The 18,062-nt window shown below is 43.3% G+C and carries 18 protein-coding genes; 6 read left to right on the plus strand and 12 right to left on the minus strand.

The features are described 5' to 3' along the window. Nucleotides 1–24: 24 nt before the first annotated feature. From ACN0W5_RS07650 to ACN0W5_RS07685, 8 genes are all read right to left on the minus strand, one after another. On the minus strand, nt 25–852 hold the full coding sequence (locus tag ACN0W5_RS07650; RefSeq protein WP_417453553.1) for an ABC transporter ATP-binding protein: 828 nt from the start codon (nt 850–852) through the stop codon (nt 25–27). A 105-nt stretch (nt 853–957) separates the two neighbouring features. Next, nucleotides 958–2,184 (minus strand): ABC transporter substrate-binding protein, encoded by a 1,227-nt coding sequence (locus tag ACN0W5_RS07655; protein WP_417453554.1) that lies wholly within the window; start codon nt 2,182–2,184, stop codon nt 958–960. Between the two features lie 70 nt (nt 2,185–2,254). Next, complete coding sequence (locus ACN0W5_RS07660) at nt 2,255–3,319, minus strand: branched-chain amino acid ABC transporter permease (RefSeq protein ID WP_417453555.1); 1,065 nt, start codon at nt 3,317–3,319, stop codon at nt 2,255–2,257. 19 nt (nt 3,320–3,338) lie between these two features. After that, nucleotides 3,339–4,232: a branched-chain amino acid ABC transporter permease gene (locus ACN0W5_RS07665; protein ID WP_417428814.1), complete on the minus strand. Its 894-nt coding sequence runs from the start codon at nt 4,230–4,232 to the stop codon at nt 3,339–3,341. A 1-nt stretch (nt 4,233) separates the two neighbouring features. Continuing rightward, complete coding sequence (locus tag ACN0W5_RS07670) at nt 4,234–6,267, minus strand: long-chain fatty acid--CoA ligase (protein WP_417453556.1); 2,034 nt, start codon at nt 6,265–6,267, stop codon at nt 4,234–4,236. After that, nucleotides 6,264–7,067 (minus strand): ABC transporter ATP-binding protein, encoded by an 804-nt coding sequence (locus ACN0W5_RS07675; protein ID WP_417453587.1) that lies wholly within the window; start codon nt 7,065–7,067, stop codon nt 6,264–6,266. The genes ACN0W5_RS07670 and ACN0W5_RS07675 overlap by 4 nt, the downstream gene beginning before the upstream one ends. Before the next feature lie 159 nt (nt 7,068–7,226). Further along, entirely contained in the window at nt 7,227–7,613 is a 387-nt protein-coding gene (locus tag ACN0W5_RS07680) for a MerR family transcriptional regulator (RefSeq protein WP_299374607.1), read from the minus strand. Between the two features lie 464 nt (nt 7,614–8,077). After that, entirely contained in the window at nt 8,078–8,242 is a 165-nt protein-coding gene (locus ACN0W5_RS07685; protein WP_417453557.1) for a hypothetical protein, read from the minus strand. Between the two features lie 913 nt (nt 8,243–9,155). Between ACN0W5_RS07685 and ACN0W5_RS07690 the strand changes: the two genes are divergently transcribed. Both ACN0W5_RS07690 and ACN0W5_RS07695 read left to right on the plus strand, forming a co-directional pair. Then, the gene (locus ACN0W5_RS07690) at nt 9,156–9,923 is read left to right on the plus strand and encodes an SDR family NAD(P)-dependent oxidoreductase (RefSeq protein ID WP_417453558.1); all 768 of its coding nucleotides are present in this window, start codon (nt 9,156–9,158) and stop codon (nt 9,921–9,923) included. Nucleotides 9,924–10,060: 137 nt separating this feature from the next. Further along, nucleotides 10,061–11,134, plus strand: a complete 1,074-nt coding sequence (locus ACN0W5_RS07695) for a flavin monoamine oxidase family protein (RefSeq protein WP_417453559.1) — start codon at nt 10,061–10,063, stop codon at nt 11,132–11,134. Nucleotides 11,135–11,201: 67 nt separating this feature from the next. Here the strand turns inward: ACN0W5_RS07695 and ACN0W5_RS07700 are convergent, their stop codons facing one another. The 3 genes from ACN0W5_RS07700 to ACN0W5_RS07710 form a co-directional block, all read right to left on the minus strand. Next, nucleotides 11,202–12,194 (minus strand): rhodanese-related sulfurtransferase, encoded by a 993-nt coding sequence (locus ACN0W5_RS07700; protein ID WP_417453560.1) that lies wholly within the window; start codon nt 12,192–12,194, stop codon nt 11,202–11,204. Nucleotides 12,195–12,358: 164 nt separating this feature from the next. Further along, nucleotides 12,359–12,856, minus strand: a complete 498-nt coding sequence (locus tag ACN0W5_RS07705) for a GNAT family N-acetyltransferase (protein ID WP_417453561.1) — start codon at nt 12,854–12,856, stop codon at nt 12,359–12,361. 140 nt (nt 12,857–12,996) lie between these two features. Then, nucleotides 12,997–13,314: a hypothetical protein gene (locus ACN0W5_RS07710; RefSeq protein WP_417453562.1), complete on the minus strand. Its 318-nt coding sequence runs from the start codon at nt 13,312–13,314 to the stop codon at nt 12,997–12,999. 686 nt (nt 13,315–14,000) lie between these two features. On the opposite strand from ACN0W5_RS07710, the gene ACN0W5_RS07715 reads away from it, so the two are divergent. The 4 genes from ACN0W5_RS07715 to arsC all read left to right on the plus strand — a co-directional run bounded on the left by ACN0W5_RS07715 (nt 14,001) and on the right by arsC (nt 16,492). After that, a complete protein-coding gene (locus ACN0W5_RS07715) occupies nt 14,001–14,432 on the plus strand; it encodes a GNAT family N-acetyltransferase (RefSeq protein WP_417453563.1) in 432 nt (143 codons plus the stop codon). 154 nt (nt 14,433–14,586) lie between these two features. Then, a complete protein-coding gene (locus ACN0W5_RS07720; protein WP_417453564.1) occupies nt 14,587–14,964 on the plus strand; it encodes an ArsR/SmtB family transcription factor in 378 nt (125 codons plus the stop codon). Nucleotides 14,965–14,979: 15 nt separating this feature from the next. Continuing rightward, nucleotides 14,980–16,026: an ACR3 family arsenite efflux transporter gene (gene arsB, locus ACN0W5_RS07725; RefSeq protein ID WP_417453565.1), complete on the plus strand. Its 1,047-nt coding sequence runs from the start codon at nt 14,980–14,982 to the stop codon at nt 16,024–16,026. Nucleotides 16,027–16,087: 61 nt separating this feature from the next. Beyond that, the gene (gene arsC / locus ACN0W5_RS07730; RefSeq protein ID WP_417453566.1) at nt 16,088–16,492 is read left to right on the plus strand and encodes an arsenate reductase (glutaredoxin); all 405 of its coding nucleotides are present in this window, start codon (nt 16,088–16,090) and stop codon (nt 16,490–16,492) included. Between the two features lie 107 nt (nt 16,493–16,599). On the opposite strand, the gene ACN0W5_RS07735 is transcribed toward arsC, so the two are convergent. Beyond that, nucleotides 16,600–17,847 carry a threonine synthase gene (locus tag ACN0W5_RS07735; protein WP_417453567.1) on the minus strand — a complete coding sequence of 416 codons (1,248 nt, stop codon included), beginning with the start codon at nt 17,845–17,847 and terminating at the stop codon, nt 16,600–16,602. Nucleotides 17,848–18,062: the final 215 nt, after the last annotated feature.

The raw sequence follows: 18,062 nt of genomic DNA on the forward strand, positions 1-18,062 counted from the left end.
CAAAGCACATAAGAAATAATACTGTTACAGCCAGCGTTTACGACGTTTGAAAGATTTGATATTTTTAAATGACTTACGTTCGCTACCGCCGCCGCCAAGATAGAACTCCTTGACATCTTCGTTGTTCATTAGTTCTTCTGCGGTTCCATCGAGGACAATTTTACCGTTCTCCATGATATAGCCGTAATCCGCAGCCCGAAGCGCCATGTTGGCATTTTGCTCAACAAGGAGAACACTAATTCCAAGCTCTTCATTCATACGCTTGATAATACCAAAAACTTCTTTTACCAGAAGCGGCGAAAGCCCCATGGAAGGTTCATCCATCATAATAAGATTTGGGCGCGCCATAAGAGCACGGCCAATCGCCAACATTTGTTGCTCACCACCAGAAAGATACCCGGCCAGCCCTGTTCTTTCTTTTAACCGTGGGAAGTAATTAAAGACCTTTTCCATATCTTCTGCGACATTTTTTTGGGGCTGAGTAAAGGCACCAAGGCGAAGGTTTTCGATCACTGTCATATCCTGGACAATGCCACGGCCTTCCATCACCAAAAACGTCCCGTTTCGAACACGTTGTTCTGGCGACGTTTGGGTAATATTCATGCCATTATAAACAATATCACCGCGACTGACTTCACCGTCTTCGGATCCCAACAGCCCTGCGATGGCCTTAAGCGTCGTGGATTTTCCGGCCCCGTTTGCCCCCAATAGCGCGGTAATTTTCCCGCGTTCAGCCGTCAGGTTCAATCCTCTGAGCACCAGAATAACGTCATTAAAAACCACTTCAACATTATTAACGGCCAGAATGATTTCATCCTGAGTTTGGTTTTGAAGTTGAGATACAGAACTCATAGGGGAGATCCTTAGATTAAGGCCAGATTTCAAATCCAGATTTGTAAAATAACATGTAAAGAAAAGGTCAGGTCTAACCAATGGTAGACCTGACCCAATTAACGATTAGTAGCCAACCCAATCATCACGACGCGGCAGTGTCATTTCAGCAATCCGCTCAATATTCACAGCACCGTCTTCGAAAGATCCCTTGTTAATGGATACAACAGTACTTCCACGGTGATCTTCAGGAGACCAGCTTGATGGCAGGCAAACGCCTTCAAGGCCTTTAGGTGTCCAGTTCTGGTTCACATACATCCCTTTTTTGATGTTTTCACCCGTTAAACCACCGTTCGCCTTTGCCCATTCCATCGCTTCTTTCATGTAATAAGCAGAGCAAACACCTCGAATGTAGTGATGTGTTGGCTTTGCGTCTTTGGAAAAACCACTATCATCTGCAATTTTATAAACGAGTGCCATACCATCTGCAGCAGCATCCCAGAAAGGTGTCGCAGTCGGGAAGACATAGTCTTTTGCTTCTGCGGCTTGAATGGTCAGATAATCACCAGCCCAGACATTCCCCATATAAGTCACATCAGCGCCAACTGTGTTACAGGATTTAAGAAGAGAAATTACAGAGCCACCAAGGTTACCAATATAGGCATAGTTAGCACCTGATTCTTTAATGGTCAGGCATTGTGCTTTAAAATCACCAGGGCCAAGTGGTACGACAACAGGCGGAAGGACTTCAAGTCCTAATTCTGACGCGTATTCTGCACAACCTTCTTTTGGTGCATTTGGATAGGGATGATTATCCCCTGTGTGCACAAATTTTGGATCGGAAATCCCCTTTTCCTTGGCATCACCTGCCGCCCACTGAACTAGAGCACGACATGCATCGGTATAGGAAGGGCCATAAAAGAAGTTGTATGGTGCAGGCTTCTTCGTCTTCGGGTTCTTACCCGTCGGATCAGTCAAGTGACCGGAATATGATGCGGACCAAACAGGAACCTGATCTTTTGCAACGAACGAGATCAAAGCTTCGGTATCACCCGTACCCCAGCCTTGTAATGCAATCATACCTTTTGATTTCCACTTCTTGTAGTTCGCAATTGCTTGCGGAACTTTGTAAGCATAATCAATAGTTTCCATCTCGATTTTAGTACCATCAATCCCCCCAGTCGAATTGATGTAGTCAACGGCATCACGAACACCGGGACCATAAAACTTACTTACAAACGATGTCGGACCAGTGTAATCAACAAGATGGCCAACAAATACTGAATCTTCTGCCAAGGCTGGGCTACTAGCTGCCGCCAGGGCAAGTGTTGCGGCGAGAATACGCTGCTTCATGTCTTTCTCCCTTTTGGCGGCATCATTATTATATTTCCACCCCGGCCGCCGCGGGATGAATGCCTCTCTCTTAGTGAGAGAATGGATAAAGCTTCCAGCTGGCCCGTATAAGACGCCAGCGATGAATAAGTCCTTCTGGTTCAAAAATAAGAAACAGAATAATCACTGCGCCAACGGACATTTCTTTGATATAGGCCTTGCTTTGTTCTATGCCTTCAAAAACTACGGCTGCGCTACTGGCGATCTCTTCCATAAATTGAGGCAACAACAAGATGAAAATGGCGCCAAGTAATGACCCTGAGACTGATCCCAAGCCACCGATAATGATCATGGCCAAGAACTGAATGGACAACAGAATAGTAAAGCCTTCGACAGATACATATTGCAGATAATGCGCATATAGAGCGCCGCCAAGGCCGGCAAAGAAACTGGAAACCCCAAATGACATAATTCGGTAACGGGTCAGATTAATGCCCATAATTTCAGCAGACAGATAATGATCCCGAACCGCGACCAGTGCGCGACCATCTCTGGAACGGCGAAGGTTACTGACTGCGAGGAATGAGACGACTACCCAGAAAAGGACTAGGTAAAAATATTTTTGATCCGTATCCAGATCTATTCCCAAGAAGTTCACAACTTCAGCAGCAGACCCGTACGCCCCACCAGAAAACCAGTCAGCACGAGAAAAGAAATCTTGTAGGATGAACTGGGATGCCAAGGTTGCAATGGCCAGATAAAGCCCTTTGAGACGCGCCGCCGGAATACCAAATATCATCCCAATAGCCGTCGTCATCAACCCGGCAAGGGGAATACAAATAAACACAGGTATCCCGGTAGTATTGTTCAACCAGGCTGAAGCAAAAGCACCAAACCCAAAGAAGGCTGAATGCCCAAGAGAAATTTGCCCGGTAAAGCCAACAAGAACATTCAAACCAAGGGCTGCAATTGCATAAATACCGATCAAAATCATCTGACTGATATAAAAGTCATTAAACACCAACGGTGCAAACAACAGAGCAAAAATCCCGAGGTAAATAGCATAGCCTTCTACTCTGGTACGAAATAACGATGTATCGTCGCTGTATGTGGTTCTGAAATCACCACAAGGGCGCGGATGAGGAACATGTGACATAACTTAACCGCTCCCTTTCTTAGATGCGTTCGATATCTTTGGTGCCGAAAAGACCGTAGGGCCTTATCATCAAAATAATGATCAGCACATAAAACGGAGCAACGGTATACATGTTGCCGATGTGTAAGAATTGGCCATCAAAAAACTCTGCTAGATTTTCCAAAAGCCCAATGATGACACCACCAATAACGGCGCCAACAATTGAATCAAGCCCGCCAACAATGACTGCAGGGAAAACCTTAATTCCAATAATTGCCAATGAGTTTGAAACAGCATTCACAAGCCCCAGAACAACCCCGGCAATACAGGACACCAGCGCAGAAATAGCCCAAGCCATAGCAAAAACCTGTTTAACTGATATACCTAATGATTGGGCAACCTGCTGATTATAGGCCGTTGCGCGCATGGCCAGTCCATAGCGAGAGAACTTGAAGAAGTAGTAGAATAATCCCATGACGACGAGTGAAAGCACCAGTGACATGAGATAAGCTGTCTCAACCTGAAGCCCGCCAATCGATATGGTTTCATCGCCGAAGACAGAAGGAAAGCGCTCTGCTGAATTACCAAAGACCCAGTTCATCAGCGCCTGCATGAAAATGGACAATCCAATAGTTACCATAATCACAGAGATAATCGGCTCCCCGATGAGTGGGCGCAAGATAACCATCTGAACAAGAATACCAAAGACGGTCATGAAGCCCATGGCAAACAAGAAGGCCACAACAAAGGGTAACTGCCATTTCATGACAAAAAACCAACAAACCCATGCACCAAGAACAAGAAACTCACCTTGGGCAAAATTAACAACCTGTGTGGACTTGTAAATCAGAACAAAACACATGGCGACAACGCCATATAACAGGCCAACAATGATACCATTGATCATCAGTTGGAATAAAAGATCCCAGTTCATCTTAACGCCCCCCAGCCAGCTGTTTTTCCGGGCGAGGATTTGCATCATCCGACCCTAAATTTTCAATGTTAAGCGTGGTAACAATTCGCTGCTTCGTTCCATCCTGAAAATGAATAACCGTATCGATATCAACATGATCATCATCGGAATAAAGCCGGTCGATAATATCGCCATACTTATCGGCAATCACACCCCGGCGTACTTTACGTGTCCGTGTCAATTCACCATCATCTGCATCCAGCTCTTTGTACAACAACAAGAATTTTTTGATCTGTTGCGCAGGTGGCAAAGTCGCATTTACCATCTCGACCTCTTTACGCAGCTGTTCATAAACAACTGATTGCGCGGACAGATCTGTATAGGTCGTAAAGCGAAGGCGTCGCTTTTCAGCCCACTTTGAAACGATAGGATAACGAATACAAATTATCGCAGTCAGATAGGGTTTATCCGCACCAAGAATAACAGCTTCAGCAACATATGTTGAAAATTTCAGTTTATTTTCAATATATTGTGGCGAAAACTTCACACCAGATGTTGTACTGGCCAAATCTTTAATTCGGTCAATAACAACCAAATGCCCGTCATCATTAAAGTAACCAGCATCACCTGTTAGGAACCAACCATCGTCTCCGAATGTTTCTTTACTGGCCACTTCATTCTTGTAATAGCCACTCATCATATTGCCGTGATTAACGCATATTTCACCTAGACCCTCTTTATCCGGATTATCAATCCGGAGCTCCACCCCAGGCATTGGTGAGCCAACTGACTCGTGATTTACATCATCGGCCTTATGAATAGTGTGCGCCCCCAGTGCTTCTGTTTGTCCATAAAGCTGGCGCAAAGGAATTCCCATTGAGAGGAAGAACTTGAAAGTATCCGGCCCCATCGCTGCGCCACCTGTCGCGGCCGATTTCAGATTCTTAAAGCCGAGACGATCTCGTAAGGCACGCATCAACAACCATTCTGCAGCAGAAGATTTTTGGTCTTTTTCAAATGCTTCCAAAGCTTTTTTGGCGCCCCAGTCGTACATTTTTTGTTTCCAAGGACTTGAATCCATCATCCTTGCCCGGACATCCGCCGCAATCGTTTCCCAAACCCGGGGTGCTAAAAGGACAAAACTAGGGCCAACTTCTCGCAAATCAGCCATAACCGTCGATTGCTCTTCCGGAAAATTTACTTTCATCCGTGCAATTAAGTTCCAGGCCACCGAATACATCTGCTCCATCACCCAGCTCAACGGCAAAACAGCAAGATATTCATCGTCGGGTGTCTTGGGATCAGCACGCAGATAAGATGCTGCATGACCCAAAAACGCCCGGTGTGGCCACATTGATAGTTTGGGGTTAGATGTCGTTCCCGATGTCGTACAAAGCACGGCAACATCATCGGTGTCTGTCGCACTAATTAAAAGATCATAGGCATTGCTGTCTTTATCCAGCGATTTTTGCCCCAATTTTTCAAGATCTTCCAATGATATTAACCGGGGGTCATCGTACTTACGCATTCCCCTGGGATCTGTGTAGATGATATGTTTGACAGAAGGTATGCGGTCTTCAAGATTAAGAAACTTATCAACCTGTTCCTCATCTTCAGCGATAACTACCTTGGGCTCAGTATAATCAGTTAGATAAGCAATTTCATCTTCGAGAGCATCCCGGTAAATGCCCATACTCATCGCACGGCAAGCATGAGCGGAAATTTCACCCCAGACCCATTCGACCCTGTTATCACCAATCAGGACAACGGTGTCTCCTTGCCCTACCCCCAATTCGGCCATGCCAAGAGCCATACGCCCGACATGATCATTAAACTCTTTCCAAGTGAAACGGTTCCAAATTCCAAACTCTTTTTCACGTTGTGCGACTTCATTCGGAAAATGAGCAGCATTATAGGCAAGAATTTTAGGAAGTGTGTCATAAAGTTCGACATCAACCTGACCAGAGGCCGTTGTGTTCCAAGCAATATCATTTCCGACGATAACGTGCGCATTACCTACAACACTTAGATTTGGCTTTTTCTCTTTGTTACTCATAGTGCCGCCGCCTCTGCTTCCTCATCATGGAGCAAGTCATCTTCTTCCCCCAAATAAGCATGCTTAACATGTTCATTTTCCATGACTTCATCTGGCAAGCCCTCAGCAATTTTTTTACCGAAATCCAGTACCATCACACGGTTTGATATGTCCATGACGACCCCCATATCATGTTCAATCATGACCACGGTCACACCTAGCTCCTCGTTAAGATCAAGAATATAGCGGGCCATATCCTCTTTTTCTTCAAGGTTCATACCCGCCATGGGTTCATCCAGAAGAATAAGGTCTGGATTAATAGCAATCGCGCGCGCAAGCTCTACGCGCTTTCGTAAGCCATAAGACAAAGTACCCGCGGGCTCATTTCTCACATGCTGAATTTCTAGGAAATCAATTATATCTTCAACATCACGACGATGGCTCAGTTCTTCTTTTCGCGCCCCGCCTATCCAATAGAGCATACCAGTAAAGAAGTTATTCTTAAGAAGGTGATGGCGTCCCACCATGATATTATCCAGAACAGACATATGGCTAAAAAGTGCCAAATTCTGAAAGGTTCGGCCAATCCCCATAGCGGCACGATCATTAATTGACCGGCCGATAAGGTTTCTACCATTGTAGATAATTTCACCTTCTTGGGGTTTGTATCGTCCAGAAATGCAATTAAGCATAGAGGTTTTGCCCGCACCATTCGGCCCGATGATAGAGAAAACCTCTCCCTTACGGACAGAAAAACTCACATCTGTTAAAGCCCGAATTCCGCCAAAGCGAAGGTTAATACCATTCGCCTCGAGCAACATGTCGCCCGATTGAACCAAACAACTTCTCCCTGTCCGCGACAAAAAATGCCACTATCCTGTTGGCATCAACCGAGACACCCATTCATCCCGTGAATGGGAACTCATTGATGCGCCCTCTCTATGATCACAAAGGATCACGTCTCATCCTACTGAACAGGTTTATTTTTTTATTTCATCCAAGCGTTGCGATGCCACAGCGGTTACTCTTGCCATTTCAGAGAGAATCTCATCGATATCTTCTCGCTTCTCAACAAGCTTGGAACGATGTCTAGCAATACACTCGAGCAAACGTTGAATTTGACCACTTTCACCGGGTTCCAAATCATACATTTCGATGATTTCGCGAATTTCGGCCAAGGAAAACCCTAAGCGTTTACCACGCAAGATTAGTACTAATCTTGCCCTGTCACGCGAAGTGTATAACCTTTTCCGCCCCTCCCGGTGTGGGTTGAGTAAATTCTTGCCTTCGTAGAACCTCAAGGTTCGGGTTGTAATCCCAAACTCATGTGTAAGTTCCGTAATGCTATACAAGCCCTGTTCATTCATACTTCATCTTTGTAACATCTTACGTAAAGGTCAATTAATTTTTTTATCCATCAATTACATTTCAAAAGATCGAAACAGATATTCTTACGTCATCATTTTCAACACATCCGACATAAGCACTTGATAATATAATAAATTTTGTGACCCTAATAACAACTTAGCGTTACGATAACAGAATAATGACATCTGCTTATTTGCAGATAAACGAATAATTTCGCATCTATGATCTGCAAAATAGCAGAATCAAGTTTTGATTATGAATAAAAACTCATCATAAACCTATTAAACACAACAAAAATTACCCCTATCAACTTCACAAAATTTATTGAATTTGTAATTTTATTACTCAATATTCCCATCAAAAATAACCCTAAAGGGAAATGGACAGAAGCCAGATTACAAATTTAATATGCCTTCTATCCATTTTTAAACGCCCAATACTTTAGTTTTTCACCCCTAGCCTCCTACCAAAAGTGCTCTTGCCGAAATGGCCACTTTGGTGGGTCGGGGTCTGCAGGTAATCCGATGTCCTCACGAATTGACGCCGGGAGATCCCCAATATCAACAGCTGTAACTCTTGCCTTAAGGCGAGAAAAAATACGATTGAATAGCTTGATAACTCTAGCCATGACTTACTCCATAATTGCAAGCACGACTGTCGGTATTTAATAGTTACTCGTGTAACACCCAAAATTTACACATGACTCTGCCCGTAAAAGGCACTGTAAAGAGCAGCCCCTTCATATCTTCGCCAAATTTTGGAAAAGCAATTTCAGAGCAGTCAGACAAACAGCACAGAGTTCATGGTTGTGAAAACACAGATCCCATGCCTATGAAGGTCAAACGTCAAGAATTAAATAAATTATAGGTGAATAGGTGAAATACTATTTTTCAGACAGTCAGTGCCGAAAAGGTGTGGCACTCAGTGGATTTATGATTGGGTGCATCCACGAAATGCTGATCGAAAAACACGAGTAACATAAGCTCGGAGAGAACGATTCCCGAACACGCTCGTGCGGATATATGCAGAGGTGATAATACGGGTCATAAATCGTTCCTTGTTAAAGCTTAAAGTAGTTCACAGAAAAACAAATACCCGCCCTGGCTTTTTTTGCCAAGTGCCTAAATAAAATATAAAAGCAATTCACTGATACCTGTTGCACATCAGCAACATGTACCGTTGTAAAAATCACTCACCCCAAAATCTGACCAGACATCTCGAACCTTATTTTTAAGCACAAGTCATAGTCCAGATAGATAACTTTCTCTTCAAGTAACTGTTCCAACCTAGCCAGAACTTCTCGATCATGTGGTTCTATAAATCAACCTTAGTATCTTTGATTTTCTGCTCTGTTCACAGTTTACCCAACAACAGAAAAAAAATACGCTCGAAATCAATAAGGTAGAACACCAATTTCCCCATCTCATAATAACTCAACAACAAAGTACCTACCTATCAGTAGATATTTTCATTGACAAACCTCACAACATTCCCATTTTATAGAAACACAACGCCTACCTATAGATAGATTGGACAAATAAATGACGGATACTGCATCACTAATTATTGGCGGCTCAAGTGGCATGGGCAAAGCGGTTGCACAAAATTTGAGAGGCAAAGGGCAGAACTTGGTTCTTGTTGGTCGAGACCCCACAAAACTTGAAACGGTCAAATCTGAATTACAGCAAGATGGGTCAGGGCAGATCGACATACATGCCGTTGATCTTCAAAACTCGGGGCAAGTTGAACGATTCATTTCTACAATCAAAGCTGAAAAGCGCTATATATCACAGCTCGTCAATGCCGCAGGAACCTTCAAACCCGTAGCTTTTCTAGATCATGGACATAGCGATTTTGATAGCTATCATGAGTTAAACAAAAGCCTGTTTTTCATAACACAAGCAGTTGTAAATAATATGAAAGAACATAAAGGGGGCGCAATTGTAAACATTGGATCGATGTGGGCAAAACAGGCCATCAAAGCAACACCATCGTCTGCTTATTCAATGGCAAAAGCAGGACTGCACGCGTTAACACAACATCTGGCTATGGAGCTTGCAGAGTTTAATATCCGGGTTAATGCTGTTTCACCGGCTGTTGTTGTGACACCAATCTTTGGATCTTTTATCGAACCTGATCAAATTGAAGATACACTCACGGGCGGCTTCAACGATTTTCATCCTATTGGTCGTGTGGGAAGGCCAAATGATATTGCTGAAGTGATCAGTTTTTTACTCTCGGATGCTGCATCATGGGTTACGGGTGCCATCTGGGATACTGACGGCGGTGTCATGGCTGGCCGTAATTAATCCAGAGAACAGTTGTGCAGGAACAGATTTTGATTAATTCTTCAAATGGTATCTAAAGCCTGCTCCTCACATCTAATCTATACTTTGCAATCGGCATACATTCTTGATTATAAAAAATTCAAAACCGAAAGCTGCTCATGAATAAAACTCCCCTTATAATCATTGGCGGAGGTTTAAGTGGGCTATACCTTGCCTATCGCCTGGCAAAAGTTGGGAAAGATTTTTTGCTTCTTGAGGCACGTAACCGTTTGGGAGGGCGCATAAAAACTTCCGGCGTGCACGATCTAGGGCCGACCTGGTTCTGGCCTGGTCAACAGCAAATGATGAAGCTGTCTCAAGAACTGGATTGTCAGATATTCGAACAACAAAATACTGGCGACATACTATACGAAGATCCCAATGTATTTTCGGAACGCCTTCCCGGAAACCAGTATCAAATGACTTCACATCGAATTCAGGGCGGAATATCTAGTTTAACAGATAAACTACAGGCACAGATTCCCACTACTAATATTCTCCTGAATCACAAGGTAACTTCAGTCAAAAATCAAGATAACGACGTAAAAATAGATGCACAGAATAACGGCAACGACATCAGCTTTACATGTGACCACCTTGTTTTTGCACTCCCGCCCCGTCTTATTGAAGATAAGATACAGTTTTCACCAGACTTGAGTGATCATATTCGCAATGACATGCGTGCCATTCCAACATGGATGGCAGGGAACGCCAAAGCCCTCATTCATTTCCAGCGCCCATTTTGGAGAGAGCATAGTCTCTCGGGTCAGGCCTTTAGCCGCATCGGCCCCATGATGGAGATCCATGATGCTTCCTCACCAGTTCATAACTACGCGCTTTTTGGCTTTCTTGGTGCTTCTGGGGCACAAAGGAAAAATTTGGGTAAGACACATTTAAAACGCCTGATAGAAGAACAAATCCAGCGCCTATTTGGTCCTGAAGCGCCGACACCTCTTGAAATTACTATCAAGGATTGGGCCCAAGACCCATTTACAGCAACAATAAAAGACATCGAACCACTCCAGTCTCATCCCCAATATAGACATCCAGAAAGCATGCAGAATATTTGGCAGGGACAGATAGAATTTATCGGAAGCGAACTTGCCTCTTCTGAGGGTGGATATCTCGAAGGAGCATTGATTTCAGCCAAAGAAGCAATGGATAAGATTTCGACTAAATGGCTTAATCAATAACAACTTAGGCGAGATGACCTACATCCCGCCTAAACACCTAAAACCTATAACAGATACGATGATAAGGTCACTTTTGAGCTTCTGTGATTTTCTTCTGTTGCTCTCTGACCAATTGCTTTTCTTCGCGGCGTTTTTCTATTAGGGAGGCAACCTCGCCCCCAATATGATCAATCCCACGTTTTTCAGAGAGTTCGATTTGCTTCTCACGCTCTTCAAAACGTTTTAACTGCTCGTCAGTCAAACTCTCGTAGCAATGGTGACAAGAAACACCTTTGCGATAATGTTCACTTTGCTTGTCTTCTTCCGTAATTGGCATACGACAGGCAAAACACTGATCATACACACCCTTTTCTAGATTGTGCTTCACAGCAACACGGCTATCAAAGACAAAGCACTCACCTTCCCATAAAGACTCTTCTTCTGGTACTTCTTCCAGGTACTTCAGAATCCCGCCTTCAAGATGGTAAACATCTTTAAAGCCCTGCTCTTTCAAGTAGGCCGTTGATTTTTCGCAACGAATACCGCCCGTACAGAACATCGCAACTTTTTTATTCTTTGCATCAGCAAGGTTTTCCGCAACATAGGCCGGAAACTCTCTGAAAGTTGCGGTCTTTGGATCAATGGCATTTTTAAAAGTGCCAATACCCACCTCATAATCATTGCGGGTATCAACCAAAACCACATCAGGGTCAGAAATCAACGCATTCCAATCCTGTGGCTTGACATAAGTGCCAACGATCTGGTTTGGATCAATGCCTTCAACCCCCATGGTAACAATCTCTTTCTTGAGCTTTACCTTGGTGCGATGGAACGGCATTTCATCGTGATAGGACTCCTTGGTCACGACATTCTTTAATCGCTCATCGGCGCGAATATAGGCATGAAGTGCATCAATTCCTTCTTGGGATGACGCGACAGTGCCATTAATACCTTCGCGTGCAAGTAACAATGTCCCTTTGACATCGTGTTGCACCATAAAATTATGAAGGGGTTCACGAAGACTTTCAAAGTCTTCCAAAACGGCAAAGTGATACAGTGCCGAAACAACAATCTTTGACATTCTCTTTCCTTGTGCGGGCTGGAACGCAAAACCAGAGCTACAATATATGGCGGCTATATATCAAAGGCGTATAAAAACATCAAGAACATGCGACATCATGGCAGAGTTACGATATCCCTTTGCCTGTCCCCTCTTTTAGAAAAACACGCTGGGGTACATTCCGATCAGATTGTGTCGAGTTTATATTTCTTAAAAACAGCACCCTCTAATTCAATCTCTTCAATGAATTCTGCGCCAAGCCTCTTAAGAGCAGCCGTTTTTGTTCGAGATAATGGCAGTAAAAAAGTTACAAAGGGAATACGACTGTCTGCTTTTGCAAACGCCAGTGCTTTGCGGGTTATTCGTTGACCGAAACCAAAACATTCAGGCTTTAAAACCAACCCGAAATCCCATTCGCTGCCTTCTTTTTGAAATCCGCCCCAACCAACATAGGCGCCTTTATAAAATATTGCCCAATGACCAAGCCCATCCCGCCCCCAGCACTCTTCTTTGGCCTCAATGAATTTAATAAGAGCCTGCTTATCCCACGTGAATGTGAGTAAGGGCATATGCTCTGCAACACGAGGATCGGACATATGAGACATAATCTCATCTTCTGGAATATCACGTAATTGCCCAAAGCTGATATCATCATCAGGCTGGTCATCAGATTTCTGAGACATGTTTGTCTTAACTATTTCAATTATTCGAAAACATATTCAAACAGTTGAATGTTAAGGAAGCAAGTCGCGAACAACGCCCACCTCTCACGATTGAGTGAAGTTTGATTTCCCCAAAGCGCAGCCTAATTCTAGAACACCACCTAATTAAGGAACCCACCGAAGTTTTGATTTTTTTCAAAAACAACAGCAGTGCCGGTAGGTTGCGTACAATTGACGGCTATCTGCGAGATGCTATCGACCTGATCATTAAATTGGCGTTTCGTTGAAGTGAAGAAACGAGAAAGAATAAAAGTTCGGCGCTGTCCTTTTTGAAAAGCGACGCGTTCAGGTTCGTACCAAAACCCACTTGCCCCGTTAATAAGAACCACACAATCAGAAAGTGATTCACTGTTCGTGCTTTTGATAACAACACTTGTCCGGCTAAGAGACACAAGCTCCATATCGAAATCACCCGTCATGTCTTCACATCCCACAACAAGTAAACAGGGTAAGAAGGCCATACAGAACAATCGGAACAGATACATCATCATTCTTCGACACCAAAAGCTTACAAAGTACTCTTAGTGTAAGAAGACAAAGCTAACCTTGGATTAACTAACGATCAAATGATTGTATTTTCTTAAACTCACTTCAGAAAACCTAAAGACCCTTGGTTTGTTTCAAAAACCAACGCTGACCCCAGTGGTTTCTTACAGCTGACAGAAACCTGGGAAATTTTATCCACTCTATAGTCAAATTGGCGCTTACCAACACTATAGAACCGAGCTAGAGAAAAGGTGCGGCTTTCCCCCTTATTAAATTCTGATCTTTCTGGCTCGTGCCAAAACCCATTTGCTCCGTTTAATAGAACAACACACCCTTCAAGCTTTCGGGTATCCAGATTTTTCACCCCTATGTTCGTCTTGCTTAAACTCATCATTTTCATTTCGAAGGCATCGCCATTTTCTTTACACCCCAAAAGAAATGTAAGGACAAAAAGGACCACTACCGATTTTGATATTTTCCCCAATCTACCCCCTTTACGTACACAACCATTACTCAATAAACAAAAGATAGGAAAAACGACAGAAACTGTTTATTCTAATATCGTTAACAAGATGCAAAGCTTTGGAATCTTTTAAGAACCTTAACAAAGACTTTTTCAATGAATTTACGCCAGATGTTACCCTCAGACCATCCTGCACTGATAGAACTTTTCAAGGAAACGCCTGGTGTTACGTTACGCGATGCTGATTCGTACCAAGCAACAGAACGTTATTTGGAACGAAATCCCGAACTTAATTTTGTAATTGAAGATAAAGAGATTATTATTGCTTGCGTCATGTGTGGCCACGATGGCCGTAGAGGATACTTGCAACACTTAGCTGTAAAGCCAAATTACAGAAAATTAGGATTAGGTGAGAAACTTTTCAGGGAATGCCTCTCTAGCCTCTCAGAAATCGGCATCGATAAAACACATATTTTTGTCTTCAAAGACAATGGAATTGCCAATGACTTCTGGCAATCAAAAGGCTGGATATTAAGAGAAGACGTTAATCTCTATTCCTACACATCCTCCACCAGCACAAATGCCTAATCACACAGCCGGACAGTACGTGCTACTTTATTGATAAATAAACAAACCTTGAAAACAACAAAATTCTCCAAACGTTTAGGTATCCATTTTTTAAAGTGACAAATTTTAAATTTAAAAGCTTGCTTGCATTTAATATTTCTATTATTCTTGAAATATGGAAACATCAAATGCACTCATGATCTTCTCGGCAATGAGCCAACCTGTAAGGCTTGATATGGTCCGCATACTCATCAAGGCTGGGGATAGCGGTCTGTTGGCCGGTGAGATCAGTCAAGCGCTTGATATCCGCCCGAATACTGCATCAACAAATTTATCGATCTTAGTAAACTCGCAATTACTACGTAAAGAACGGCAAGGACGCACGATAAGATACTTTGTCGACTTTGAAGCAATAAAAAATCTTCTCACCTTCCTGATGGAGGATTGTTGCGGAGGCAATCCTGAACTTTGCCAATCTGTTATCGATAAAGTTGCCTGTGATAACAGAACGGGCTCGACACCTTCACTGAACCACACACAGTCCACCAAGTGAGAAAATAGGTATAAAATGTCAACAGAGAATAACGGTATCGGAATTTTCGAAAAATGGCTTTCCCTATGGGTTACTTTGTCAATAACACTTGGCATTGTTCTCGGCCAAACTTGGCCTGAGATCTTCAACCTTCTAACCTCATTCGAATATGCGCATGTTAACTTTGTCATTGCAGCATTGATATGGGCCATGGTCTATCCAATGATGGTATCGGTAGATTTTGGCAGCATCCGGTATGTCGCAAAGCAACCCAAAGGCCTTTTCATTACTTTGGTTGTAAACTGGTTGATAAAACCCTTCACAATGGCGGCTCTTGGCGTTTTCTTCTTTAAATTCTTGTTTATAGACCTAATCGCAGCACCTGATGCAGATTCATATATCGCCGGGTTAATATTATTAGGTGCAGCCCCGTGCACAGCAATGGTCTTTGTCTGGTCGCACCTCACCCGAGGTGATGCGAACTATACATTAGTACAGGTCAGTATAAATGATCTGGTTATGATCTTTGCTTATGCCCCCATAGTTGCCTTACTTTTAGGGGTAACAGATATCCCCGTTCCATGGGGCACTCTAATCCTCAGCGTTATTTTGTATGTCATCGTCCCCTTGATAGCAGGAATTATAACCCGAAAAATTCTGCTCAATGCAAATAAAACGGACGAAGCGGTTTCAAATTTCACCGCAGCATTAAAGCCCTTTTCTATATTAGGTCTTTTAGCCACTGTCGTTCTTCTTTTTGGCTTTCAGGGCAATGTAATATTAGCAAACCCAACTCTAATAATTATTATAGCCATACCTCTATTGCTCCAGTCATACGGCATTTTCGTAATCGCCTATTTTGCGGCCTGGTTTATGAAAGTACCCTATCGTATCGCAGCCCCCTGCGCCCTTATCGGAACATCTAACTTTTTTGAACTTGCCGTAGCTGTTGCCATTGGTTTATTCGGACTCAATTCAGGAGCAGCCCTGACAACCGTTGTCGGTGTACTCGTAGAAGTCCCGGTTATGTTATCTTTAGTTGCCCTTGCCAATAAAACCCAAGCCTATTTCCCCAGAAAATAAACAAAAAATAACCCGTACTGAAATCAGTTAACAAGACCTACAGGTTAATGAGATCAAGGTAATGAAAATCATTATTTATCATAACCCAGAATGCGGAACATCACGGAATGTTCTGAATATATTAAGACGATTCCACGGTGAGCCAGAAGTCATAGAATACCTAAAGACAGGCTGGAATAGTGAACATTTGAAAGGTTTATTCAACAAATCTAATCTCACGCCTCGACAAGCGCTGCGTACGACGAAATCCCCCGCAAAAGAGCTAGGACTGCTTAATCCAATAGTTTCTGATGACACCATATTCGAAGCAATGCTGCGATATCCTATTTTAGTAAATCGCCCGATAGTATGTACAGATAAAGGCACCTTACTATGCAGGCCATCAGAAACTGTGTTTTCACTGATAAACGCACCTTCTGGTTCAACTTACGAGAAAGAAGATGGTGAAATAGTCATCGCCCCTTAACAATCGCAATGCCTGAGTTTTTATTATTAAACTCTCAGCGGAACCAAATGCACCAACGACAAAGTCGAAAAGCACGTCAGTATTAGTATTATTCTCAAAATAAATTACTATATTTTTGAATAATCAATGGGTTGGTCCTTATCAAGTGTCCGCGTAATAGGCGGCATAGGATATTTCAACCCGGTTGCACAGTTATACAGAACAGCGCGATCTGTTTCTTTAATCTGGCCATTTGCCAAAGACTGCTTATACGCCGCATAGGTCGCGGCCCCTTCTGGGCAAAGTAAAACACCTTCCTTTTGAGCAACCTCTGCTTGGGATTGCGTGATTGCCTCATCCGTAACAGCAATTGCAAAACCACCACTTTCACGTACAGCCCGTAAAATAAGGAAATCCCCAACAGCGACAGGCACACGAATACCAGATGCATGGGTATAGGCATTTTCCCACAAAGGCGCGTGTTCTTCACCGTCTTCATAAGCCTTGACGATCGGCGCACAGCCCGTGGATTGCACAGCCACCATTTTGGGACGCTTAGATCCAATCCAGCCGATAGCTTCCAACTCTTCAAAAGCTTTCCACATACCAATAAGACCAGTCCCTCCTCCCGTAGGATAAAAAATAACATCTGGAACATCCCAACCGAGTTGCTCAGCAAGCTCTAGACCCATCGTTTTTTTGCCTTCAATACGATAAGGTTCTTTCAGAGTTGAACAGTCAAACCATCCGGTTGGCTCTTTTCCCTCCCCAACGATCTTACCACAATCATTGATCAACCCATTAACGCGATAGACCTTTCCGCCCTGATATTCGATCTCAGATACATTCACTTCGGGGGTATCATCGGGACAAAAAATAGTTGTTTCCATTCCAGCCCGCGTTGCATAGGCCGCCATCGCCGCCCCCGCATTACCATTTGTCGGCATAGCAAGACGGCTAACACCAAGCTCCTTTGCCATGGAAACTGCCAGTGCCAATCCCCGAGCTTTGAAAGAGCCCGTGGGAAGACGCCCTTCATCCTTTACAATGAGCTCCCCGCCCTTACCCGCCAGACTGGGTAAAGAAAGTAAGGGAGTCATAACTTCGCCAAGACTAACAACGTTTTGAGCCTGCTGCACAGGAAGGAATTCCCGATAACGCCAAAATCCACCTGGTCTTTGTGCTAAATCCTTTTTTGAAAGCGCTTTACCCAAAGCTTTCAGATCATAACGAACCAGAATAGGCTTTCCCACAGGAGAAAGACCATGCAACTGACCAGCTTCAAGCTTCTCCCCCGTGTAAGAACACTCAAGGTGCGTCACAAAATTTGGAAAATCATTCATAATTGCGGGATCAAATGAAGACTTTTTCTGCATCGTTTTTCCTGACATCCATTTAACTAATCAAAGTTCGTATTTATCGACATCAATCATGCCAAGATAAGACGAGAAAGCCTAACTCTTTCCAAACTTGTAAATGAAATTAATGGACAAATTCATTTTTACTTAAAAGAAAACTTCTCCCTAAAAAACTCCTAAATTAACTCAAAAAAACAATATCTTAACAAGACCCAATTCTCATTAACACATAA

Source organism: Kiloniella sp., from assembly GCF_048270245.1.
Classification (GTDB): domain Bacteria; phylum Pseudomonadota; class Alphaproteobacteria; order Kiloniellales; family Kiloniellaceae; genus Kiloniella.

Bases quoted from the DNA above. Each gene is read 5' to 3' on its own strand.
- ACN0W5_RS07695 (WP_417453559.1), top strand. From the start codon at position 10,061: ATGAATAAAACTCCCCTTATAATCATTGGCGGAGGTTTAAGTGGGCTA.
- ACN0W5_RS07710 (WP_417453562.1), bottom strand. From the start codon at position 13,314: ATGACGGGTGATTTCGATATGGAGCTTGTGTCTCTTAGCCGGACAAGT.
- ACN0W5_RS07700 (WP_417453560.1), bottom strand. From the start codon at position 12,194: ATGTCAAAGATTGTTGTTTCGGCACTGTATCACTTTGCCGTTTTGGAA.
- ACN0W5_RS07660 (WP_417453555.1), bottom strand. From the start codon at position 3,319: ATGTCACATGTTCCTCATCCGCGCCCTTGTGGTGATTTCAGAACCACA.
- arsB (WP_417453565.1), top strand. From the start codon at position 14,980: ATGTCAACAGAGAATAACGGTATCGGAATTTTCGAAAAATGGCTTTCC.
- ACN0W5_RS07675 (WP_417453587.1), bottom strand. From the start codon at position 7,067: ATGTTGCTCGAGGCGAATGGTATTAACCTTCGCTTTGGCGGAATTCGG.
- ACN0W5_RS07670 (WP_417453556.1), bottom strand. From the start codon at position 6,267: ATGAGTAACAAAGAGAAAAAGCCAAATCTAAGTGTTGTAGGTAATGCG.
- ACN0W5_RS07690 (WP_417453558.1), top strand. From the start codon at position 9,156: ATGACGGATACTGCATCACTAATTATTGGCGGCTCAAGTGGCATGGGC.
- ACN0W5_RS07705 (WP_417453561.1), bottom strand. From the start codon at position 12,856: ATGTCTCAGAAATCTGATGACCAGCCTGATGATGATATCAGCTTTGGG.
- ACN0W5_RS07735 (WP_417453567.1), bottom strand. From the start codon at position 17,847: ATGCAGAAAAAGTCTTCATTTGATCCCGCAATTATGAATGATTTTCCA.
- ACN0W5_RS07650 (WP_417453553.1), bottom strand. From the start codon at position 852: ATGAGTTCTGTATCTCAACTTCAAAACCAAACTCAGGATGAAATCATT.
- ACN0W5_RS07665 (WP_417428814.1), bottom strand. From the start codon at position 4,232: ATGAACTGGGATCTTTTATTCCAACTGATGATCAATGGTATCATTGTT.
- ACN0W5_RS07685 (WP_417453557.1), bottom strand. From the start codon at position 8,242: ATGGCTAGAGTTATCAAGCTATTCAATCGTATTTTTTCTCGCCTTAAG.
- arsC (WP_417453566.1), top strand. From the start codon at position 16,088: ATGAAAATCATTATTTATCATAACCCAGAATGCGGAACATCACGGAAT.
- ACN0W5_RS07720 (WP_417453564.1), top strand. From the start codon at position 14,587: ATGGAAACATCAAATGCACTCATGATCTTCTCGGCAATGAGCCAACCT.
- ACN0W5_RS07715 (WP_417453563.1), top strand. From the start codon at position 14,001: ATGAATTTACGCCAGATGTTACCCTCAGACCATCCTGCACTGATAGAA.
- ACN0W5_RS07680 (WP_299374607.1), bottom strand. From the start codon at position 7,613: ATGAATGAACAGGGCTTGTATAGCATTACGGAACTTACACATGAGTTT.
- ACN0W5_RS07655 (WP_417453554.1), bottom strand. From the start codon at position 2,184: ATGAAGCAGCGTATTCTCGCCGCAACACTTGCCCTGGCGGCAGCTAGT.